Raw genomic sequence first — 22,221 nt, forward strand, 5'->3', positions numbered from 1 at the left:
CGCCGAGAAATTTCTCAGCGTTTGAATAATGAAATTTATTTTTCAACTTGACTATCTGCTGCTTCCTCAATGACTAATTCACCATCTTTAAGATCTGCCAAAAGATGTTTCACATCCAGATGATCCAGATGATAGTCTGTTACTTTGTCACGGATTTGTTGTTCAATCACACGGCGAAGCGGACGAACACCCATGACTTCATCGTAACCTTCTTCTGCTAGATAAGCTTTTGCGGCATCTGTTACCGTCAGAGTGATGTCTTTCTTAGCAAGCGTTTGGTTGACTTCATCCAGCATCAATTCTACAATTTCAGCCAAGTCTTCCTTACCAAGGTGTGAGAATTCAATAACCGCATTGAACCGGTTCAAGAATTCTGGACGGAAGTATGGTTTCAACCGATCCATAATTTTCATATCCTTTTCCTCATCACCAGTAAAGCTTTCATAGCCAAATCCTGCGTTAGAAGTAGCAATAATAACTGTATTCTTAAAGTTGACAGTATTTCCTTGACCGTCTGTCAAACGTCCATCATCCAAGACTTGCAGTAACAGCGTGATGACTTGCGAATCAGCTTTTTCGATTTCGTCCAGCAAAATGATCGAGTATGGATTGCGACGAACACGTTCTGTCAACGTATTGCTATTGTCGTCGTAACCCACATAGCCAGCTGTTGTACCAATCAACTTCGACACAGCTGTACGGTCAGAGTATTCAGACATATCCAAACGGATAATCGCGTCTTTTGTACCAAACATATCAAGCGCTAATTGCTTAGCTAGCTCTGTTTTTCCGACACCAGTTGGTCCGACAAAGAGGAAGCTACCAATCGGACGATTGCCTTCATCAAAACCTGCACGATTTCTCCGAATAGCACGCGCCACCGCTTCAACTGCTTCATTTTGTCCAATGACTTTTGTTTTCAGGCGCGCATTCATCTCTTTCAAGCGCTCAATATCGCTGCTGCCCATTTGGGAAACAGGAATACCCGTCATGCGTTCTACAGACTCTGCCACATCATTGACAGTTGCTGTCACTTTCATATCTTCCGTATGATTTTCAATCTTCTTTTCCAACTCTTCAATGCGTGTCTTAGCATTCAAAGCTGTTTCAAAATCTTCTTTTTCAACCGCAGCTTCTTGTTTGGCCTTTTGTTCTGCGATCTCATGTTCTACTGCATGTACATCTGTAACGGGGTGTTGAGCTGCCAAGTGAGCCGCTGTCACATCCACTAGGTCAATCGCTTTATCTGGTAAACTGCGTTGCGGAATGTATTGAATCGAATAATCCACAGCCGCTTTTAACACTTCATCTGGCAAGATGACATTGTGGTGTTTTTCGTACAAATCACGAATCCCTTGCAAAATCTTATAAGTATCTTCTGCAGACGGAGCATTGACTTTTACTTCATTGAAGCGACGAGCTAGAGCTGCATTTTTCAAAATGGTATTGCGGTATTCATCTTGTGTCGTCGCACCAATCACCGTTAAATCCCCACGAGAAAGAGCTGGTTTCAAAATGTCTGCCAAACCTTTAGATCCGCTGTCTCCACCTGTGCTTCCAGCACCGAGGATTTGATGAATTTCATCAAAGAAGAGAATGACATTGCCCGCTTCTTTCACTTCAGACACCAGATTTTGAATGTTTTCTTCAAAACTACCGCGATACTGTGTACCTGCTTCTAAGCCAGAAATATCTACAGAAATAATTTCCTTATTTTTAATAGCAGCAGGGACATCGCCATTGACAATCGCTTGTGCCAAACCTTCGACAACTGCGGTCTTACCAACCCCAGCATCTCCGACTAGCACTGGATTGTTTTTCGTCCTACGAGACAGAATTTCTGCTGTTTCTTGAATTTCCTTATTGCGTCCAATAACGGGATCCAGCATATCTTGGCGCGCTTCTTCTGTCAAATTGCGACCCAATTTCGCTAAAATACCATCTTGCTTTGGAGCACCTGCTTGTCCTTGCATTTGTGATGTCTGACCTTCCGCTACTTGCTTCGGTAATTTACCTGTTGCACGATATTGTGCAAATTCTTCTGGTGTTACTTCACGTCCATTGATGAGATAACGCCGATTTTCACTATTAAAACCGCCCATCCTTCCCATCAATTGGTTGAAAAGATCATCCATGTTATCAAAATTGTTGTAGTTGTTGTTCATATCTGTACCTCACTTGTTATTTTACATAATTTTTGCAACTGCTTAAAATATAAGACAAAGTGAGCAACTCTATCTTTTGGATTTATATTTATAAAAGGCAGTCAATAGTTTACATAATTTTAAACCTCTTCCAAAATAGAGATGAAATCCTTTTAACTGAACACAACTAGGAATTTCATCTTGTTTGGACGAGTGTAACGGATTTTATTCCTTTCCGTTTACAAATGTAATTATATACTATGAAAATAAAAAAGTCAATAGATTTTTGGAAAAAATTTACATAATTTTTGCGTTTTTCTTTTTTAAAATTGCTTTAATATTAGTCTTTCTAGTTTAAATCTTTATATTTTACATAATTTTTAAAAATTAAACTTCCCCTTTATCTCAATGGAACTAAAAAATCACCAAGCACTTTACTTGATGATCCTTTCTTTTTATTCTACGGTAACAGACTTAGCTAAATTCCGTGGTTTATCTACGTCAAGTCCACGATGCAATGTTGCAAAATAGGCAATCAACTGTGTTGGCACGACCATAGAAATTGGTGATAAATATGGATGAACAGACATTAAAACAATATCGTCTCCTTCTTTTGCTACATTTTCTTCTACAACGGTCAAGACATTTGCACCACGCGCCACCACTTCTGATACATTCCCACGAGTATGACTGGCCAATTGCTCATCGGACGAAATTAAGGCGATTACTGGCGTACCGTCTTCAATCAAGGAAATCGTTCCATGTTTTAACTCTCCCGCAGCAAATCCTTCACACTGGATATAGGAAATTTCTTTTAATTTCAAGCTGGCTTCCATGGCAACATAATAGTCTTGCCCTCGACCAATATAGAAAGCATTGCGTGTTGTAGCAAGCAGATCACGCACTTTTTCGTCAATGCTATCTTTTTCAGATAGCGTCGCCTCAATCGCTTGCGCTACAATGGATAATTCATGCACTAAATCAAACTGCTTCGCTTTTTCATTGCCATTGGCATCTCCAACTGCTTTCGCAAGGAATGCTAGAGTCGCAATTTGTGCTGTGTAAGCTTTTGTAGAAGCAACCGCAATCTCTGGTCCTGCATGAAGCAACATCGTGTGAGTTGCTTCACGAGACAAAGTTGAACCCGGTACATTGGTCACCGTCAAACTTGGAATCCCCATAGCATTGGCTTTGACCAAAACCTGACGGCTGTCGGCTGTTTCGCCAGATTGGCTGATCAAGATAAACATTGGTTTCTTGCTAAGCAATGGCCATCTGTAGCCCCATTCAGAAGAAATCCCCAATTCAACCGGCGTCTCTGTCAATTCTTCTAGCATGCGCTTGGTCGCAAAACCAGCATGGTAAGATGTCCCAGCCGCAAGAATATACAAACGGTCCGCTTCTTGAACAGCTTTGATAATGGCTGGATCTACTGAAACTTGATCATTTTCATCGGTGTAAGCTTGAATGAGTTTGCGCATCACAGTTGGCTGCTCATCAATTTCCTTCAACATGTAGTAAGGATAAGTGCCTTTACCAATGTCAGACAAATCAAGCTCTGCTGTGTAACTTTCACGCTCAACAGGATTGCCATCATAATCTTGCACTTGGACACCGTCTTTTGTCACAATAACCAATTCTTTGTCGTGAATTTCCATAAATTCACTTGTTTCACGGATCATTGCCATAGCATCCGAGCAGACCATATTGTAGCCTTCTCCTAAGCCAACCAAAAGAGGGGATTTATTTTTGGCAACATAAACTGTATCTGCATCTTTTGCATCCATCAAAGCAAAGGCATAAGAGCCTTCAATAATATGAAGAGCTTTTTTGAATGCTTCAAGAACTGATAAATTCTCTTCCTCAACGAATTTTCCAATCAAGTGAACCGCAATTTCTGTATCCGTTTGACCTTTCAAATCATGTCTAGCAAGATAAGTGTTCTTGATGTCTAGGTAATTTTCAATCACACCATTATGCACCAAAACAAAGCGTCCAGTTTGAGAAGTATGTGGATGCGCATTGCTTTCGCTTGGCTTTCCATGCGTTGCCCAGCGTGTATGCCCAATACCAGCAGTTCCAGCCACGTCAATTCCGATTTTTGCACGAAGATCAGCTATGCGACCAACTGATTTCACCAAACTAGATGTTTTCCCATTGGTCACAAAAATCCCAGCCGAATCATAACCCCGGTATTCTAATTTTTCTAGACCTTGCATTAAAATATCTGTTGCATTTCGATTTCCAACAACTCCAACGATTCCACACATACTATTATTTATAGCAAACAACTTTCAGAAGTCTGCTATCTCCTCCTTCGTTTTATAAATTGGTATAGTCTAATCACAGCTATCCAAAACAAGCGAAATCAGTATATAATTTTATTGTGAATTTGTCAACAAGAAAATTGGTATAGTTCAAAAAGAAAGTATAGAGGAAATCAAAAGACTTTTAAACAGCTCATTCTCCTACCTGTACGGTTGATTCAGACATTTTTATTCACATTTTATGTTCTAGGAGCATTAGGTAATCACTTCAACAATCTTTTTTCAAACTAAAAATGAAAGAGAGTGAGACAGACAGCCATGATTGCTGCGCACTCATGGCTGTCTGTCTCAGCTTCTCTTCTTAAATATTATGACTTGTAAATTCCAAGTTTTATTTTTGGTTTTTGAATCGCTCAACATCACGTGCAATAACTAATTCTTCATCTGTAGGAATGACAAGCACTTTCACCTTAGCAGCATCACTTGAGATGATCCCTTCAGCTCCACGTACATTTTTTTCCGGTAAAATATCACAACCAAACCAAGATAGACCTGAAATAACAGCTTCGCGCACCTCATCAGAATTTTCTCCGATGCCAGCTGTGAAAATAATCGCATCCGCACCATTTAAAACAGCAAAATATTGACCGATATGTTTTTGAATGCGATCAACAAAAATGTCAAAAGCCAGTTTACAATTATGATTGCCTTCATGCATTCCTGCAATAATGTCGCGCATATCACTTGATGTTTCAGATACTCCTAGAAGCCCAGACTGTTTGTTTAAAATATAATTGATGTCTTCTGGTGTATTAAAATCTTCTGTATGCTCTATCAAATAAGGAATGATAGCCGGGTCAATATCCCCTGTGCGAGTTCCCATCATCACGCCACCTAGCGGAGTAAAGCCCATTGAAGTGTCTACAGAAATTCCTTTATCAACCGCTGTAATAGAAGCGCCATTCCCAATATGACAAGTAATTAGCTTCAACTCTTCAAGTGGCTTACCAAGCGTTTTGGCGGCTTCCTTGGCAACATACTGATGACTTGTACCATGAGCGCCATATTTGCGAACCTTGTTCTCCGTATAGTACTTAGTCGGTAATGGATAACGATAGGCTTTTTCTGGCATTGTTGTATGGAAAGATGTATCAAACACAACGACACTTATAATGTCTGGCAACAATTCTTTAAAGGCACGAATTCCTGCTGCATTTGCTTTGTTATGAAGTGGTGCAAGAAGCGCTAATTCTTCTACTTTTTGAATCACTTCTTCGCTATCAACAAGTGCAGATTCTTTAAAGTATTCACCACCTGCAACAACACGATGACCGACACCTGTGATTTCTTCATAGGATTTGATAATACCAAAGCGCATCAAGTCATCTAACAAAATTTTTACAGCTTGCGTATGATCATCAATATCTAAAATTTGCTTTTCTGCACGACCATCAAATTTTACTGTTGAAATGGAGTCCTTGAGACCAATCCGTTCAATCAGCCCTTTGGCAATAACCTTTTCAGCTGGCATTTCGTATAATTGCCATTTTAGACTTGAACTTCCAGCATTGATTGAAATTGTTTTTGACATAAATTACCTCTTTTAAGCGTTTTCATTTATTATATCAAAAACTTGTTTAAATTTCACTTTCTTGGCTCCAATTTTGAAACTTTTCGCTAAATGTCAATAAATCCGCTTGATTCTGCAAATCAGATAAAGCATAAACAAATGGTTGGACAGCTTGTTCATCTTGCTTTTTCAGTACAAAAATTGTTTTAGCGTATGCTGCATTTCCAAAAAGAGACTCTGGTAACGCAATCATTGCAACTATTTGTGCATGCTTTTGTAGCCATTTCTTCAATAAATCACTTTGCGAACTAGTCAATAAATCATTCGGTGCAAGGAAAATAGCATAACCATCCGATTTGAGATACTTGAGCGATTGTTCCATTAACAAATGATGAGCATAAGTATGCTCCTGTCTACTAGCCACTTCATAGCGCGCCGCAATGCTATCATCAGGATAAAAGCCAACTGGTAAATCACTGATAATCACATCGCTTTCTTTCAATACTTGCGGGCGTACTGCATCACCTTGCACAAAACTAGCTTTTGCGTCCATCACATCTGCGATACTGGCTGATATATCAATTAGCAGATCGTCCAATTCCAGTCCTAGATAATCCATATTTTTTTGTGTATTATTGAGAATCGTCTCTGCTAAATTCCCCATTCCGCTACCAATTTCCAAAATATCAATGTGTTCTTTTTTACTCAATTGGTCAATGAGAAAAGTTAAGATAAACCCGATAGAATCTGGAGTAAATTGATGATTGGCTTGCAAAGGCTCTGTTTGAGCTGCTTTCATCAGCAAAAATTGGTAGGCTCGGCGCCATTCCTCTTTACTTAATTTCAACGCTTTCAGTTTTTCATTGTTCTGCCGAACACTATCTAGTTCAATATCCCCGTCCAGATAGCTGCCATTTTGCTCTATCAAAGCATCATAAAAGCTCGTTAAAAGATCATTTTGGATTTCTTGGACATTTTCTAACAAGAGCATATAGGTCTGTTCAATTTTTTCAAAATTCATAGTATCCTCCGCTCCCTATCATACCAAAATTCAGCTCTTTTTGCGAGCGAATCCTCAGTTACTTACATACAGTTCTATTCTCGCTTATTTGTCTAGTTTGTCATTGTTTTGGCCGGTCTTCTCAAGCGGAAAAGAAAATTGATAACGGCGACCAGTCTTCATTGTTACGGTCAGGATGAGTTCTTTCTCACTCTTTTGGTCTTGGACATGCCCTTTATCAAATTCTCTTTGCTTAGAATTTTTATTTGCTAGAAGAGCCATTGTATAAGCCTGTGTTCCTTCTTTGTTCAAAGCAAAATTCCTGTGATTAGCAGTTTGCCGATGAAGGTAAAATTGCAAAAGCAAGCTAAAGACAGCTGTTATAAAAAGGGCATAGAGCATAATACCTGCTTTAACTCTTTGTTTCCACACAATAGACGAACTCCCTTTCCAATCCTCGCTTAAATGTCATTCTGATATGAATCAGCTCATTTTTCTGTGAGATTTCTGCTTTTTCCACATCATAAACCATCGGCTGGTAACCTTTCCCATTCGCATTAGTTTTTCTGAAATCCTGTCCACTTGACTTTCCAAATGCAATCACCTTGCCGTCCTGTTTCATATATAAACGATTGTTCTCCACCTTTTCAAATGAAGAACGAGCCAACTCTGCTTCTAGTTGATCTGCAAACAAAAGCCATTCTCGTTGTTCACTGTGTTGACGAGCTTGGACTTCAGAAGCTAGAAGGCGCGTCATAGATTGAAACAGCAACACACTTCCACTAATGACAAAGAGGGCAACCAGAGCCTCTAAAAGGGTAAAAGCTTTCAATTTATTCGCCTTGAACATCAAGAATTAGTTCCCTTCCATGATAAATCTGAATACCTTGTTGACTTGTTTCAACACGCACTTTAATACCATTCACTGTCAGATGACTTTGCTTTGTTTGCAAAGCCATTTTAGCTACCCTTAAAACTTCTTCTTCTCTAAGCAAGTCATTTTCTGCTTTTCGAGACTGGTGAATTTGTCCCAACAACAGGGTCACAATTGTCGCAAAAACAGCCAAAGCCAGCAGCGCCTCTAATAAAATCGTTCCTTTAACGTGTTGTTTTCTTAAATTTCCCATTTCCTAGATATAATTGATACGTAATTGTCTGCTTTTTCGTCTGAAAGACAATCTTTCCGAGCGATGAATTGCCACCAGCCTTATCAAAATGAAGTGTCAACTCATCTGGAGCTTGAATCGAACGAGGAACCGCTAGCTGAGTATAACCATTGGAAATCCTCTCGCGAGAAAAACTCATGTCCATCTGACTTTGAGCCGAGCTACTCAACTTCTGACTTTCCCGATAAAAATGCTCAAACTCCAGAAAGAAAATCTGCTCTTCCACCTGTTCAAAAGAAGAACGAACAGAGCCCGACACCGCAAGCAATAAGAAACTCGTTATAAATAATGTCAGCAAACTTTCCAAAAGCGTAAATCCCTTAATCCGCAACAGAACGAGCTTCTTTTGTATGTTTTGCATAGTAAGCCTTATAGGACGCTGCCTGCTTGTCTGTAATCGTGCCATCGTTGACTAATTTTGAGAGTGTCGCTTTTTCATTGGTGTGATTGACCTCAAATAGCTCCGCCTGGCTTTCCACAACTTTTACCACCGCTGCATTTCCTTTTTCCGTTACAGCTTCTTTTTGCTTGGTCAAATTCGGCACGAACAAGAGCATCAAAACACTGATGATAAGAAGCACGACTAACATTTCAATCAAAGACACTAAAATTCTTGGTTTTCTATATCATACATTAACACCGAGTGCCTAACCAAATCACGGTATCTAAATTCTGTTACCAGATAATCAACTACCTCTTTGTCTTTGATTTCAAGGTCCATTAAAAGCAGCAATTTGACTGTGTAACTATCCCTTAAAATCGGAGCTTGATAAGTGACATCCACCCAATGCTCAAAACCCAGTTCTGTATGTTCAACTTGTACTAATTCAATTTTTAAAATTTTCATTTTTTTACCTCCACCTTTTCTATTCGTAATTGCTGATAAGAAATGAAAAAATAATTATATGTAATAAACTTTTGAGGAGATTTTTAAGCTTTAAATAAAATAAAAAGCTCGGTTTTATCCGAGCAATCATGAATTTCAATCAATCTTCTAAACGAACCTTCGCTCTGCTTCAAACATACGCAACTTATTAACCGATAGCCGACTAAAGTCTGAGCCAGCAGGAGCTACCCACTAACTTCTTTAGCGTTTTGATGGCTAGGCAGGACTGGTTACCTCCAACTTTCACCCGACATTCAGATAATCAATTTAGCATATTGGTCTGATTTTATCTGCGCATTTGGGCTACTTGTACACATCTTTAGTGTCATCATAAGCTGATAGCCTACTGTAGCGCATAACGGCTTATTTTAGCTATTCTAGGTCAGTTCTTGCTGCTACGCAAGGCCTCGCTAGATTATTCTCTCACTGAGAGCGTCTATTATCGCCGCCACCGTTTGATGTTGGTCTAGGTACGTATAATCTCCACGTTGCATGCACTCTTGCTACTCTCTCATATCGCAACATCTCTCAGTCACCTAATTGATGATCTCTTATCCTGATACAGTATCCCATATCAAACGAGACGAGATTCACGCATGCAACCTTGGCAAGGTGTCAACCTATCTTCACCAAGTTATTTAAAAGATTGGTTGAAACTCATGTAATACTATTATACGACATAAAGATTAAAAACACAAGAAAAAAGATACTATTATATGATTTAAAAATGAAAATCAAGCGCAAGTCCACCGTCCAAACCCTTGATACTATCAATTTTGTTGATGTCAACAAAATACTTTCAAGCGAAAATCAAGCAAAAAAGCCCCACCAGCTATGCTAGTGGGGAAAAATCAATTATTTTGAATGACGCGAATCAAATCATAATTGTAATAAGGGATATTTCTTTTTACAGTATTGTCTTTATCTAGCAAAGACTTACTTACTAAAAAATCTAGTGCTTTCTTAACTGTGGCAGAATGATATCCAGTCATCTCAGATAAATGAGAAGCTGTCGCAATCGGAGAATGGAAAGTGCTCAACCAGATCTTCTTTTGTGTTTCTGTTTGACAAATAGCCAAACCTTTTCTAGCGTGCTCATCTGCATTGTATATTTTTTTTAAAATGTTTTTCGCCATCTGTTCACTAGCATTCAAGAAAAGGGTAAGCCACGGAAGCCAATCAGGTTCATCACCTCTAGTCGCATTCAATGCATTATAATATCGAATCCTCTCTTTTTCCAATTCCTCACTCACAAAAAAAATCGGATAGTTCAACAATCCTTCTTGAACAGACATCAAAGCAATTAAAATACGTCCCAAACGACCGTTGCCATCCAAAAAAGGATGAATGGATTCAAACTGAGCATGCGCAACTGCAATACGGAGCAAGGTATCGCTATTATATGTAATGAATTCCTTACTATCATCAATTGCTAGGCTAGAATGAAATTCTCCGTTGATAAAAAATTCAAGATTAGTCATATAATCTCCAATTTTATTCGCCTCAATCGGGATATAAGAGGCGTTTTCTATGTTCTTATCAGGGCCAATAAAGTTTTGAATTTTTCTAAATTCACCCCCATTAGAAGTAGTCCCCCTAGCTTCGTCCGACATCAAAATTTTATGTAACTCCTTCAGGAAACGTGTCGAGATTACTTCTCCTTTTTTTAGTTTATCAACTCCCAAATCAATTGCTTGCTTATAATTTAGTACTTCTTTTTGCTGCCAATTTTTCGCACCATTTTTGACATTTTCCATAATTTCATGAAAAGTAACTTGCGTCCCTTCAATCCGAGTCGACTGTACAGATTCATTATAAGATAACAAACTTAAAATAGAAGTATTAACGATGGAAGATTCTAATACCGCATCAAGCTTCCCTAATACTCTATTGACATTAGCTAACCTTTTATAAAGCATTAATGCTTGCCTATCATCCAACAAAACAGGTAATTTTTTTATTCCTCGTAGAACCATCTCTTCATCCTTAATATATTTTTTTATTCATTTTATATTATAAACTTTTATATTTTAAAAAACAACAAAAAAATATACTAAAAAATAAAAAAGTATCCTCACTCTTAGTGAAGATACTGTCTGCTATTTTAATAATCTCACAAAAATGGTTGTTTATTACCTAAAAAGACCAAAACCCGTCACACGTTCCCCATTCTCTGATTGCCCAACAGCGACATAGCGACGATTGCCAGAGCCGCCGATGTATGTGACCCAAATATAGCCGTCTTTGTCACACCAGCCATCATAATTGATTTCTTGTCCTGCCGTGTAAACTGCCACGATTTCAGCGGACAATCCAGCACTTGCGCGTACATTGAGTGCTGACACTTCGACAGTAAATGTCCCAGTCTCTTCGTGGATTGAACCATCTCCGCTAGGAGTTGATGGAGTAGGTTGATAGCCTGTGTCATCCGTTGGGAAGTAGAACCAACCCACGACACCATCAAAATTACGGGTGTTATATCGAGCAGGCCCGCCAATATATAGGCTGTCGGCGTTTCCATCGATATTTTGTTCAATCGTCCGCATGGTGTAACCGTCACTATCTTCAATGACAACTCCAGTATGACCATACTCATGACCGTAAATATAAGTTGTGTCCATAACAAATACGGCACTTGCTCGTGGCTTGCTATTGACATTGCCTACCTCATTATATTCCACTTCATAGCCAAGAGATGCGGCACTGTTTAAGAGGTCAATGGCATTGCCCCAAAGAGTTTTACCAAAAATCTGACTAGAGATGGCGTTAGGTAAATCTACGCATTGTGTGCCAAATGATCCGTCTTGGTCAACACCAATACCTTGATTAGCCAAATTTATTGCAAAGTTTAAAACATCTTGTGTTGTTGCCATATTATTTTCCTTTCCAATTATCATTCATTTGCTTAACTGCTGCTTCTACAAATAAGTCTAAATCTTTATCAGACATATAAACATTGTATTTTTCGAGTTCTTGCACGATATACTTTTTAGCTTGGTTTAACTTGTCCTCGCCTTTAAGACCTGTCTCTTTGTTGATTTGCTCAACCGCATTAACTGCGTTTTTAGCTAAAATTTCAACGATTTTAACCGCATTTGTCCCGCCTTTTGTAACAAGCCAACTTTTAACTGCATGAACAATGATTCCTGCTAAAATTGTACAGATGCTCAGTGATCCGCCGACTATGATTTCTTGAATTTGTTGCATATTATTTTTCCTCTCTAATTTCCAAATCTGAGAATTTCTCGAATAGTATCTTGATAGCTCCATTGCCGCCAAGCTCAACGTAACTCTCAAAAAGACGGGTGAGCTCTTCAAGCTCGTGCTGGGTTGTCCAGCCCCGTCTTAGTGCTTTTTTTAAATTTTCCTGCAATCGAAAACGCTGCAGACGTTGAAGTCCCTTTTGAATGAGACTCAAATCTTGGTTGTTTTTGTCTCCGATATTCTGCACACCGACCACTGCTTCTTTTAAGTCGCCGATTTCCTCAGATAAAACTTGTATCTTTTTATCTGTTTCTTTGCTATTTTGAGTTCCACGGAAACTAAAATAGCTGGGAATAATGACGACTAAAACTGGTGTCAACTTATCTACAAATGCTAGTAAATCCACATTCTATCGCTCCTATTTCTCTTTTTTTCCAGATTCTAACTCTTGAATAATAGCGTCCTCTACTTCGTAGATTTTATTTTGAAACTCAGCTTCTTGCTTGCGCATTTCGCGACGATTACTTGCATACAATTCTGTATTGCCAATCCATTCATTGATGGTAGAGACACCTTGACTATCAATGTCTGCTGTGATTGTCTTAACGACAGTATTGTCAATTTTGATATTTCCTACCAACTTAATTGTTTTAGTGATTTCTAATGTCATGATTATTCTCCTTTTATTTTTAAATCAATTTTCCATTTGGTACATTTCCGACAATCGGGAAGTCGTCAACAGTCGTATATGTAACCGTTCCTGTCCAGACACGGTTGCCTGACCTGTTATTAGTGTAGTTAATCGTCCCGTCAGGTTCTAAGTGCACAATACAAGTTGCATCAATTGTCGTATTAAAATTACCAGTTAACGTCAAGTGTACTTGCGAGATTGGCTTGAAACCATCAGGAATTCTTTCTCGCGCTCGTGCATTTTCGGCTACATCTGCAATGTTCTTGATAACCCGCGTCACAGAAATTGTCACAAGATTGCCAATGCGAACAAATGTCGCACCAATTCCCCACATCAAGCTAGAAGTTGCTTGTAACCTCGTCTTTTGTAAGACGGTATCAATACTGAGTAATGAGTAAGAGTTGGAATAACCCAAACTCCACGAACCTGTTCCACCTTGTGCTTGGGTGTTGTTAATCTTTTGAAATTCTATCACTTCAGGAGAAATACGCATTGTATAAGTCAATCGGTCTGCTGCATCATAAGCGTTCATCAGGAAGCCGTTTGGGAGCATCATGATTTCTTCTTTTGGGATGTGCGAGCGAGCTCCTGCAGTATTATGATTAGTGATTTTGATATTCTCACCAATCTTAATCTCTCCATAAGTTCCAGCAGTTCGGTATTCGTTGATAATTTCACCAGCTTTAACCTTACCCAAATTAGAAGCTAAAGCACTCAACTCTTTAACATTCAGCTTGTCAGCTGTGATTGCACCATTGACAATCATGTCGGCTTTAATTCTAAGTAATTTAGCAATGATTTCCACCCATTCGGGATTCTGAGAAATCATGCTGGCTAGCACCTGACCGTTGACTGTTTTTTCAGAACTTGAAACCAAGCCATTCTCGTCAATTTTGAGTTGGTTCTTCTTGACGGTGTTATTGCTTAACTCTTGTACTGACTGCGTGATTTGGTTTGCTCGTTGGTCAAACGTAGTCTGTGAGACTTTACTGCCAACCTCTTGCTTAACTGCCGCAAGTTGTCCGTCCACGCCTTGCTTGTACTCGGCGAGCTTGGTGTCGGTATAATTCTTGCTATCCTCGACTGCTGGCGCCCAGCTTGACGGGATTATATTTGATAATGTGAGCAATGGCTCTGCTATCTTGTAGTGTCCGTTTTGCGTTGTATATAAATAAAAAAAATCCGCGCCTTCAAAATTGGCGTCATTGTCAAATGTGTGCAGAAATTCAACGATGTGCCATTTGTTTCGAGGTAAGTCTCCCAAGTCTTTAAAAACATAAACTATATTTCTAGAGTGGTTTTTTAATACAAGCATTAAGCCTGCATTTATAGAAACGTCAGAAAAAATGTAAATTGGCATTCTGACAGCGATTGTGTCGCCTTTCTTAAATGCAAGCGTTAGCGCATTTAAGGTAATACCCTTCCATACGTCTTTGTTTTGACCAGTCACAGTGACCTCAATTGAGTTATGACTGTTATAGTCATTTTGATTGAGTTTTAACGTAGCACCATTTATATTATTAACGTCTGCAAGCGTCTTAAACTCTGTATTTAAGAGTAAGTTACTAGTTCCTGTCCGCAACTCCTCAAAACGTCGATTTACGCCTTTAACGTCTTCGGTATACTGGCTTTTGCCCACGTATTTTTCAGCTGTTTTAATTCGTTCCGCTGCAATCTGCTTAGCTGTCTCTTCTCTGCTATATTTTTCTAGCTCCTCCTTGCGCTTACCGTCATTCGCCACATAGGACTTGACGGCTACCATATCTGTTTTCAGACCTTCTGCAGTTCTTTCAAACGCGGTCTTAGCGACAGTGATTTGTTCGTCAATATCTTCTGGCGCTGGGCTCCAATCAGTCTTTATAGTGCCTTGCTCGACTTTGACTTCCCAAACTTTTTTTCGAGCGTCTTTATGATAAGTATTCACTCGCAAATGATAAGTACCTGTCGGTTTATTCCAAGTAAAGACTGTTCCTGTCGTCCCTGTATTGCTATCGGACACAATTTGATAATTTGTAACAGTTTTATCCATCAACCAGAGGACAACATTATCGCTTTCTGTATTACTATGGTTATTACTAAAGGCTCCATCAGTTTTAGCAGATATTAGATATTGCTCTCCTTTGACCAAATCAATGGAGGTTGATTGCACATACAAGGTTTGATTATCAAAGTCCGTTGGCTTATTGTCGGGTTTAAACTCTCCTTTCGAACCTCTCAACAAATTACGCCCGCCAACACTAATTTGGCTTATCTCCTCTCGAATCCCGTCTGCAGTCTGTTTGACCTCTGTTTTGCTGGCTTTGTCGCCCATTTGCTGGGTTATCCGAGCGAGGTTTTGTTCATTGGATTTCTCGTAAGCGGTTTGTTGGGAGCTGATAGCACCGACTTCTTTTTTTACCTGCTCAATATTAGCGGAGCTTTCCGCCTTTTCTTTGAGCAGGTCTGCCTTAACATCGTTTAACCCTTGCTTGGTCTGTTTCATCTCTTGTTCTAGAGCATTGAGAGGAGCTGGGTCTGCCGGGTCACCTTTATCGCCTTTGTCGCCCTTCGGTACAACAATGCTCTTTTCGTCAGAGAATGTCACCTTAACCCCGTCCGCTTGCTTTTCAGCTTTAGCGACCGTGATAGATTTTCCGTCAGAACCTTTCGCACCATCATTGACGTTGGTAAAAGTAACTTGCTCTCTAGCAACCTCCTTATTATCAACTAAAGCAATAGCGGTCAACACTAATTTGCTGGACATGCCAGTCGCCTTAACCTCAAAAGTTGGAGACGTGCCAAATCCTTGATTATCAACTAACCATTTCCACGTACACTCAACCGGCTTCTGCCCTCTCTTTAAGCTCGGATAGATTGTTGATTGTCCTTGATTGTTCTTAAAAACAATCCCGTTATTGGTCGCCAATTTAATCGTGTAGGGCGTTGCTTCAAGCGTCAACTGCTCAACTCGTTGCAATAACTCATTGGCAATCTGGCTCGACTTGCGAACGTAGTTTGATAAGGTGGTCTTGACATCGCTTGTCTCTAGTAGAGCTTCTGTCTGTTCGCTAATGCGTGCTTGTACGTAAAGCGGAGGGTCAAAGTGCCGTCCGTCAATCAGTGTCTTTCTGTCACCGATGTTACCGTCAACCGCACCTTCCACTTCGTAATCCACTTTCAACTCACAGTGCTTTTTGAGTTCAGACAGCATATAACCAAACAGCGCTTCTTTGCTTGCGTGTTCAGTCTCGCTATCTTCGTTGACGATATACCCGTCATTCGTCTTTCGAGCGATAGACGGGTATTTATCTCTTGCCTGCGGTGCGTAGAGTGTATCACCGCTACTGTAAAAGAGTAAGTTCCCTTTGTCGTCATAGATTTTTTTATTTAGCCCAGCAATCGTCAGACCGTCTTTACCAGTACGACGAATCCCGGTATAAAAGTCATCCATGTTGTCCGAGTAATTGATGACTTTCAGCTTTTCACCCACACGAACTGGCATACCCGTCTTGTCTTTTCCAAGATTTCCCTCGCGGTAAATATTAACCACATGACGTTTCAGCGAGTAGTCATTGTTTAGCTCTGTGACAAATTCCAGCTCTGCGCCAAAGCTATTAGCAACCGAATAGAGCCGAGCTAGAATCGTGTCTGTCCCGCTCCATTCTAACTTGATTGACTTATCAGCTACTTCGTTGATTCCAATCTCGAATGAGTGTTCAGGATCGTAATAATCGATGTACTGCTTAATGGTCATTGCGTTGGCTGGCTTATGCGGGCCACGCTTTTCTTTGTTGGCTTCCAAGCTCAATGAATAAGCCGTTAGCTCAATCTTATAGCCCGTCTTTTTGACGCTGTTAATGTTCAGCCAAAAATCCTTGTCCTTAAACCGAAAAGCTAGCTTTTGTCCGCTTTGAGCAACCATTTTCTTTGAGTGATAAGTCAGCACAAGGACACTACAAGCGCCTTTTAAAAACTGCGTTAGATTGGCGGAGTTATATTTGATACCACTCTTATTATCAAAAAAACCGACATTATGGCTGTCGGTTGTATCACGAATGGCAATCCGTACATTTCTTTTACTCAAATCCATGCCTCCTCAATTTCTGCTTGTGCACTTTCTACTTCCGCAAAGCTCGACACAAGCAACTGTACTTTTGTTTTGCCGGGTGGCACTTTAAAGTAGTCCGTTCCCAATATTTCGTCATCAGGCGCTAACAAGTTATTGACATACAAGCGCCCCTTTTCTTCTGGGTTTACTTCTCCTGTTGCGTCAATAAACAGTTCTGCCCCCGTTGGATAACGATTGGGGACATCGCGCCAAAACGGCACGTTCAATTTGTAAAAGGAGAAGTCATTCAAATAATGGTGCGTAACTAACTGATTGATAGTTGAGTTGCCACCTTTATATTGACCGACAAAAAACTGCACCTTAGCAGCTTGCTTATCCTTGATTCTTGATTCGATAAAAGAATGATATCCGCCATACCAAAAGTAGGTGACTTTATCCCCTTGTTTGCGTAAGTCAAACATGTTTCGGTTTTGGTCTTTACCCTCTAAGCTATATGGGTTATCCTTTACCCAAAGGGTCGGCGAGAACTCGATAGATTTGACAACCCGACTACCGCCAGCACCATCACCCATGAGAAAAAGAACGAGTGCCTTATTTCGTGCCCGCTCACTTTTTTCAATCGCCATTCCAGCGATAAAGTGATTATCACTATCTACGACTGACAAACACCATGCCCCCGTCTGACTAACATAGCCAGTCTCAAACCAAGCACGAGCCCAGATGTACCAGTCTTTCGCCTGATCAGATAATTCCAATTCTTTAACCGCTCCAAAATACGCCCCATTGACCGTATTTGTAAAGTTAGCTGGTAAAACTCCCAAACGGCCACCTAAGTTGGAATCAGCAGACATTTTTGTAACCACCCTCTTATTTTGATTTTCGTGAAAAATAGAGCCGTCTGTCCAGTTGTTAAAGTCCCCTTTGCCGTTTGCGGCCAAGAGGACATTTTTCTTTTCTTCTACCAGATCCGTTTCTTCAATCTTTCCGAATTGCATAGCTCCATATTGGCTGACAATGCCAACATAACCCGATTCATGTTTGAGCTTGATTCGGTAGTTGACTGGTATTTCTGCGCTACCCTGATTATCAATTTCAGCTTCTAGCACACCTTGCGCGTTCTTTTTAAACTCAAAATACTTCGGATTCTTAGCATGGGCTAGACCGTCCGAAATAACAAAAGTAATAGTACCTTTGCCATTTAATTTGATTTCTTTAAAGTCTAAGTTGCCTGTTGGAATGGCATAAAATACACGATCAGGTGTAATACTAAATGTCAATTCTTTAGGTTCATTTACGTTGAGAACTTTCTGCAGGTCATCGTGGTTGTCCATAGACTCGTACTTGACATAAAAAGGTACAGGAATCTTTTTGCTTTTCTTGCGAGAGTAAACATATTCAGAACCGTCTATTGTTTCGTAATCTCGGAATATCGGTTCATAGTCTGCGCCGTCAAGAAGCGTAAAGCCGTCCAAAACAGTAATCCATTTTGTTAGCTCTACACCATTAAAAGTTACTTTTACCAATTTACCACCCCAATCCATCGACAGCATTTAGAATTGCTTGTCGTTTTGCCTGTTCTTCTGCAACTGGTTCAGCGTAGATTTTAGCAATTTCTTGCTTGTCGGCTTGAACCGATACTACAGTAGGTCGATTAGCCAATTTAGCTAGAATATCCATTACGTCTTTGTAATCATAATCTTGACTAGAATCTGTATTTAATTGAGAATCCAGTCGATTATTTGATAAAGTTAGTTGAGCGCTTGCCTTATCAATGTCAGAAAAGTTAGTATCAAATGTTACTGTTCCAAAGCTATCATAAATATCACCAGCCATGCCACTGACCGTCGATTGAACACTCTTGAATTGATTTTTAAGTCCTTCGTTCAAACCATTCATGATAGCTTTACCAGCTGGAATCAAGAGACGTTTATCATACTCAATAGGTCCTTTGTGGTCACGAATCCAACCAGCTATTCCGCCAACAAAATCCGTTACACCTTGCCAAGCCGATTTTAAACCGCCGAGAAAGCCGTCTAAAATAGCTCTACCAGCATCCCACAGATTGATATTTCGCAATCCGTTAAAAATACCCGTTACTTGAGAAACCAAGTTAGAGACACTTTGAACCATGCTATTCCAAGCATTTTGTGCACCTTGGACAATCCCATTGATGATACCTTGGATAGACGCTTTTAAACCATTCCAAGCTCCAACTGCTGTAGATGTAATTGTATTCCACAGGCTAGATAAGAAGTTCATGAAATTATTCCATGTGTTTTGTGCTCCCTGGACTAAACTGTTGATTAAGTTTGTAACCGTAGTTTTAATCCACGTCCAAGCAGAAGAAGTTGCACTCTTGATAAATTCCCAAATAGCAGACAGAGCATTTGACAAGTTTTCAAACATAGCTATACCATAGCCAATAATGGCAGTTACTACGCCTATAAAATAGGTTTTAATACCTTCCCAAACAAGACTAACAGCATTTTTAATACCGTCCCATATAAGCCCTAAATCTGCTTGTAATTGAGTAAAGTTTCCAGTCACTAAATCAATGATCACTAAGACTGCACCCAGAACAATTGACTTGATAAATTCCCAAGCACCTTGAAAGACCATTTTTACACCTTCCCACATTTGAGTAAGGCCGTCTTTCATACCATTCCAAATATTCATAAAGCCGTCAACGAAAGGCTGGACGATTGCCATGATTGTTTGTGTGACAACTGTCCATGCTGTGATTGCAGCAGTTTGAATACCATTCCACAAATTTGTAAAGAAGTCAACAATGCCATTCCAAGTATTCTTGATAGTTTCAACAGCAGCGTTCCAAATAGCCGTTACACCGTTCCATACGTTACTGGCTCCTTGCGTAATACCAGACCAAAGACCAACAAAAAAGTCAGCAATTCCTTGCCAAGCTTGCTTTATCCACTCAACAAAAGCTGCCCAAATTTTGCGTCCAGTTTTAGTTTGAGTGAAGAACCAAACTAATCCAGCTACAAGCGCTGCAATAGCTGTTACCACAAGTCCAATTGGATTTGCGGATAAGACAGCATTAAATATTTTAAAAGCTCCACTAGCTCCCATGGTTGCTGCGGCATTCGCAGCTGTTGCTGAAGTTAATGCTCCTGTGCGTACAAATTGAACAAGTGTATAAGCATTTTGTATTGCTAAAATACCATTTCTTGCTGCTTCAATTCCTTTAATAACGCTAGTAACAACCTTGTAAGCTGTCAAAGCCGTTGTTATTCCAACGACTGCGGCTTTTAGTGCATCTAAAGCCACAGGGCTATTTTTTAAAAAGCTAGTAAATTCTTTAATTTTTTCCGATGCTGCACGAATAAATCCTGTTACAGATTCAAACGCTGCACCAACACTATTTACGCTTTTTTCGCTACCAGCAATACCTAATAAATCTCCGACAAAACTTCCGACAATACCAGTTATATTACCGACAGTCGCTCCGATATTTTCAAAGGTTACACGGATGTTCTCAGCAATATTGACAATTTGTGTCGCTGTCGTTTCATCAAAGCCAATCATTTTTAAAAAGTCAATATTTTTCTTTTTCCCCATTGACCCAAAAATCATGTCGTAAAACGTACTAAAAACTCCACCTATTTTCACAGCTAAGTCATAAACTTCTTCCATCACCGCTTGAGCTATACTATCTCCAAAAATCGCTCCTAAAGCTTCTTCTAAAGCAAAACCAATAATTTGAGGTATTCCTTTTAGGATATTTCCAATCATCGGGATAAAGTTGTTAAAAAAGAAGACCTTTGTTGTGTCATACAAAGCTCTTAGAGAGGGGCCGATGCTTTCGCCTAAGGATAATTTACCCATAACATTTTGAGCAGCAGCTTTCATGGCGGCAAATGATCCACTGAAAGTAGATGCTGCCTCTTTAGCAGTCGTCCCCGTAATATCTAGCTTCCCTTGGATAGCATGAATAGCTTGATAAACATCGGATAAGTTGTTGATGTCATATTTGACACCCGTCAATTTTTCAGCGTCTGCAAGCAGCCGCTCCATCTCGGTTTTCGTACCACCATACCCCAACTTGAGATTGTCTAACATGGTATAGTTTTGCTTAGCAAATCCTTGATAGGCATCTTGAATACGATCCATAGATGTACCCATTTTGTTGGCATTATCAGACATATCAACCATGGCCATATTAGCCACATCTGCAGCTTTTTCGGTATCTCCACCCAAAGACTGCAAGAGACTAGCAGAGAAGCCAGTTACATTTTCCATGTAAGCATTAGCGGACAGTCCGGTAGTGCGATAAGCCTCATTTGCATAGGCTTTGACCTTATCAGCCGAACCCTTGAAGAGAGTTTCGATTCCTCCAAGCGATTGTTGAAGAGCTGCCCCTTCTGATAAGGCGGAAGTAAAAGCCTTACCGATGCCAGCTGCGGCAATAACACCCGTTACGGCCTTTACAAGAGTAGATCCAAGGGTTGACCCAGCGCTTTTACCTGCTGCACTAGCTTCCGGTGAAATAGCGTTTTGAATCGCTCCACTGATACCTTTAGCAGATGGCATAATCTGCACATAAGCTTGTCCTAATTCTGTTGCCACTAGTTCTCACCTCCAGTCTTGTCTAAAATTTTTGCTCTCGCTTTTTCAAATTCCTCGCCAGAAATAAAGACCATTTCATTGCTTTCTTTTTCTACTGCGGTTAATTTCTCTGTAATAGAAACAGGTCTATTGTTCCCTTTTTGCCCATCTTTCGTTTTAAACCATGTAAGCAAAGAGAGCCTGTCTACAATGCTGGCTTGTAGAAGAGTATCAAATGACACTCTTTGTCCAGACATCACTAACTTAATACGAGAATCTTCTCTGAGGCCATAAGAAAAAACAGCCACCTGATAAGCAGGCAACCGTCTATAATCGTATATGTTATACACCTCAGCAAGGTCGCAAATCAATGCGTCTTCATCTGCTTGTATCATTTTGGCGAGGAGGGCAATTTTTTTACCTTGTTTTGAGCTTCAAAGATTTCTTTAATAGCTTCTCCCATTTTGTCCATTGGCACAAGACCTTTTTCATCACGCACATGCTCTTTCAAAGCATCTGCTTGATCGCCTAGTAAAAGTTTTAGCAATTTAGGCAACATAAGAGGATTCGTATCCACTTCTGCGATTGCTTCTACTAGTTCATAGTTGCTTAAACGTTCACTTGAAATTTCAAACGAAAAACCTGATGTAGTCGTACCTTTAATTGATTTTGACATCTA

20 protein-coding genes are annotated in these 22,221 nt (G+C 39.9%); all 20 read right to left on the reverse strand.

The window, feature by feature from the left end; genetic code table 11:
* Positions 1-35 precede the first annotated feature (35 nt).
* The 20 genes from IYQ23_RS04150 to IYQ23_RS04245 all read right to left on the reverse strand — a co-directional run bounded on the left by IYQ23_RS04150 (position 36) and on the right by IYQ23_RS04245 (position 22,218).
* Positions 36-2,165, reverse strand: coding sequence for an AAA family ATPase (locus IYQ23_RS04150; RefSeq protein WP_195674171.1), 2,130 nt, complete (start codon positions 2,163-2,165; stop codon positions 36-38).
* 434 nt (positions 2,166-2,599) lie between these two features.
* Entirely contained in the window at positions 2,600-4,414 is a 1,815-nt protein-coding gene (gene glmS, locus IYQ23_RS04155) for a glutamine--fructose-6-phosphate transaminase (isomerizing) (protein ID WP_195674172.1), read from the reverse strand.
* A 388-nt stretch (positions 4,415-4,802) separates the two neighbouring features.
* Positions 4,803-6,002 carry an acetate kinase gene (locus IYQ23_RS04160; RefSeq protein ID WP_022525968.1) on the reverse strand — a complete coding sequence of 400 codons (1,200 nt, stop codon included), beginning with the start codon at positions 6,000-6,002 and terminating at the stop codon, positions 4,803-4,805.
* 46 nt (positions 6,003-6,048) lie between these two features.
* Positions 6,049-7,002 (reverse strand): class I SAM-dependent methyltransferase, encoded by a 954-nt coding sequence (locus IYQ23_RS04165; RefSeq protein ID WP_195674173.1) that lies wholly within the window; start codon positions 7,000-7,002, stop codon positions 6,049-6,051.
* Between the two features lie 84 nt (positions 7,003-7,086).
* Positions 7,087-7,413 (reverse strand): competence type IV pilus minor pilin ComGG, encoded by a 327-nt coding sequence (gene comGG, locus IYQ23_RS04170; protein ID WP_275655842.1) that lies wholly within the window; start codon positions 7,411-7,413, stop codon positions 7,087-7,089.
* Positions 7,394-7,831: a competence type IV pilus minor pilin ComGF gene (gene comGF, locus IYQ23_RS04175; RefSeq protein ID WP_195674241.1), complete on the reverse strand. Its 438-nt coding sequence runs from the start codon at positions 7,829-7,831 to the stop codon at positions 7,394-7,396. The genes comGG and comGF overlap by 20 nt, the downstream gene beginning before the upstream one ends.
* A complete protein-coding gene (gene comGE / locus IYQ23_RS04180) occupies positions 7,815-8,108 on the reverse strand; it encodes a competence type IV pilus minor pilin ComGE (RefSeq protein ID WP_195674174.1) in 294 nt (97 codons plus the stop codon). The genes comGF and comGE overlap by 17 nt, the downstream gene beginning before the upstream one ends.
* Positions 8,080-8,508 (reverse strand): competence type IV pilus minor pilin ComGD, encoded by a 429-nt coding sequence (comGD, locus tag IYQ23_RS04185; RefSeq protein WP_195674175.1) that lies wholly within the window; start codon positions 8,506-8,508, stop codon positions 8,080-8,082. The genes comGE and comGD overlap by 29 nt, the downstream gene beginning before the upstream one ends.
* The gene (gene comGC, locus IYQ23_RS04190) at positions 8,468-8,737 is read right to left on the reverse strand and encodes a competence type IV pilus major pilin ComGC (RefSeq protein WP_195674242.1); all 270 of its coding nucleotides are present in this window, start codon (positions 8,735-8,737) and stop codon (positions 8,468-8,470) included. Before comGC ends, comGD begins: the two co-directional genes overlap by 41 nt.
* Positions 8,738-8,751: 14 nt before the next feature.
* The gene (locus IYQ23_RS04195; RefSeq protein ID WP_195674176.1) at positions 8,752-8,994 is read right to left on the reverse strand and encodes a DUF7720 family protein; all 243 of its coding nucleotides are present in this window, start codon (positions 8,992-8,994) and stop codon (positions 8,752-8,754) included.
* Between the two features lie 890 nt (positions 8,995-9,884).
* Positions 9,885-11,009: a Fic family protein gene (locus tag IYQ23_RS04200; RefSeq protein ID WP_195674177.1), complete on the reverse strand. Its 1,125-nt coding sequence runs from the start codon at positions 11,007-11,009 to the stop codon at positions 9,885-9,887.
* A 156-nt stretch (positions 11,010-11,165) separates the two neighbouring features.
* Positions 11,166-11,906 carry a CHAP domain-containing protein gene (locus tag IYQ23_RS04205; protein WP_195674178.1) on the reverse strand — a complete coding sequence of 247 codons (741 nt, stop codon included), beginning with the start codon at positions 11,904-11,906 and terminating at the stop codon, positions 11,166-11,168.
* Between the two features lies 1 nt (position 11,907).
* The gene (locus IYQ23_RS04210; RefSeq protein WP_195674179.1) at positions 11,908-12,240 is read right to left on the reverse strand and encodes a phage holin; all 333 of its coding nucleotides are present in this window, start codon (positions 12,238-12,240) and stop codon (positions 11,908-11,910) included.
* Between the two features lies 1 nt (position 12,241).
* Positions 12,242-12,643: a hypothetical protein gene (locus tag IYQ23_RS04215; protein ID WP_195674180.1), complete on the reverse strand. Its 402-nt coding sequence runs from the start codon at positions 12,641-12,643 to the stop codon at positions 12,242-12,244.
* 12 nt (positions 12,644-12,655) lie between these two features.
* Positions 12,656-12,907 (reverse strand): hypothetical protein, encoded by a 252-nt coding sequence (locus IYQ23_RS04220; RefSeq protein WP_195674181.1) that lies wholly within the window; start codon positions 12,905-12,907, stop codon positions 12,656-12,658.
* A 19-nt stretch (positions 12,908-12,926) separates the two neighbouring features.
* Positions 12,927-16,991, reverse strand: coding sequence for a hypothetical protein (locus tag IYQ23_RS04225; protein WP_229311929.1), 4,065 nt, complete (start codon positions 16,989-16,991; stop codon positions 12,927-12,929).
* Positions 16,988-18,526 carry a distal tail protein Dit gene (locus IYQ23_RS04230; RefSeq protein WP_324253110.1) on the reverse strand — a complete coding sequence of 513 codons (1,539 nt, stop codon included), beginning with the start codon at positions 18,524-18,526 and terminating at the stop codon, positions 16,988-16,990. The genes IYQ23_RS04225 and IYQ23_RS04230 overlap by 4 nt, the downstream gene beginning before the upstream one ends.
* Positions 18,501-21,563, reverse strand: a complete 3,063-nt coding sequence (locus IYQ23_RS04235) for a phage tail protein (RefSeq protein ID WP_195674183.1) — start codon at positions 21,561-21,563, stop codon at positions 18,501-18,503. The genes IYQ23_RS04230 and IYQ23_RS04235 overlap by 26 nt, the downstream gene beginning before the upstream one ends.
* Positions 21,563-21,937, reverse strand: a complete 375-nt coding sequence (locus IYQ23_RS04240) for a DUF5361 domain-containing protein (RefSeq protein WP_195674184.1) — start codon at positions 21,935-21,937, stop codon at positions 21,563-21,565. The genes IYQ23_RS04235 and IYQ23_RS04240 overlap by 1 nt, the downstream gene beginning before the upstream one ends.
* Entirely contained in the window at positions 21,934-22,218 is a 285-nt protein-coding gene (locus IYQ23_RS04245; RefSeq protein ID WP_195674185.1) for a hypothetical protein, read from the reverse strand. Before IYQ23_RS04245 ends, IYQ23_RS04240 begins: the two co-directional genes overlap by 4 nt.
* Between the last annotated feature and the right edge of the window lie 3 nt (positions 22,219-22,221).

Origin of the sequence: Streptococcus sp. HF-100 (genome assembly GCF_015594635.1) — a bacterium.
In the GTDB taxonomy this organism is placed as follows: Bacteria; Bacillota; Bacilli; order Lactobacillales; family Streptococcaceae; genus Streptococcus; species Streptococcus vaginalis.

Bases quoted from the DNA above. Each gene is read 5' to 3' on its own strand.
- IYQ23_RS04150 (WP_195674171.1), bottom strand. From the start codon at position 2,165: ATGAACAACAACTACAACAATTTTGATAACATGGATGATCTTTTCAAC.
- glmS (WP_195674172.1), bottom strand. From the start codon at position 4,414: ATGTGTGGAATCGTTGGAGTTGTTGGAAATCGAAATGCAACAGATATT.
- IYQ23_RS04160 (WP_022525968.1), bottom strand. From the start codon at position 6,002: ATGTCAAAAACAATTTCAATCAATGCTGGAAGTTCAAGTCTAAAATGG.
- IYQ23_RS04165 (WP_195674173.1), bottom strand. From the start codon at position 7,002: ATGAATTTTGAAAAAATTGAACAGACCTATATGCTCTTGTTAGAAAAT.
- comGF (WP_195674241.1), bottom strand. From the start codon at position 7,831: ATGTTCAAGGCGAATAAATTGAAAGCTTTTACCCTTTTAGAGGCTCTG.
- comGE (WP_195674174.1), bottom strand. From the start codon at position 8,108: ATGGGAAATTTAAGAAAACAACACGTTAAAGGAACGATTTTATTAGAG.
- comGD (WP_195674175.1), bottom strand. From the start codon at position 8,508: ATGCAAAACATACAAAAGAAGCTCGTTCTGTTGCGGATTAAGGGATTT.
- comGC (WP_195674242.1), bottom strand. From the start codon at position 8,737: ATGTTAGTCGTGCTTCTTATCATCAGTGTTTTGATGCTCTTGTTCGTG.
- IYQ23_RS04195 (WP_195674176.1), bottom strand. From the start codon at position 8,994: ATGAAAATTTTAAAAATTGAATTAGTACAAGTTGAACATACAGAACTG.
- IYQ23_RS04200 (WP_195674177.1), bottom strand. From the start codon at position 11,009: ATGGTTCTACGAGGAATAAAAAAATTACCTGTTTTGTTGGATGATAGG.
- IYQ23_RS04205 (WP_195674178.1), bottom strand. From the start codon at position 11,906: ATGGCAACAACACAAGATGTTTTAAACTTTGCAATAAATTTGGCTAAT.
- IYQ23_RS04210 (WP_195674179.1), bottom strand. From the start codon at position 12,240: ATGCAACAAATTCAAGAAATCATAGTCGGCGGATCACTGAGCATCTGT.
- IYQ23_RS04220 (WP_195674181.1), bottom strand. From the start codon at position 12,907: ATGACATTAGAAATCACTAAAACAATTAAGTTGGTAGGAAATATCAAA.
- IYQ23_RS04230 (WP_324253110.1), bottom strand. From the start codon at position 18,526: ATGCTGTCGATGGATTGGGGTGGTAAATTGGTAAAAGTAACTTTTAAT.
- IYQ23_RS04240 (WP_195674184.1), bottom strand. From the start codon at position 21,937: ATGATACAAGCAGATGAAGACGCATTGATTTGCGACCTTGCTGAGGTG.
- IYQ23_RS04245 (WP_195674185.1), bottom strand. From the start codon at position 22,218: ATGTCAAAATCAATTAAAGGTACGACTACATCAGGTTTTTCGTTTGAA.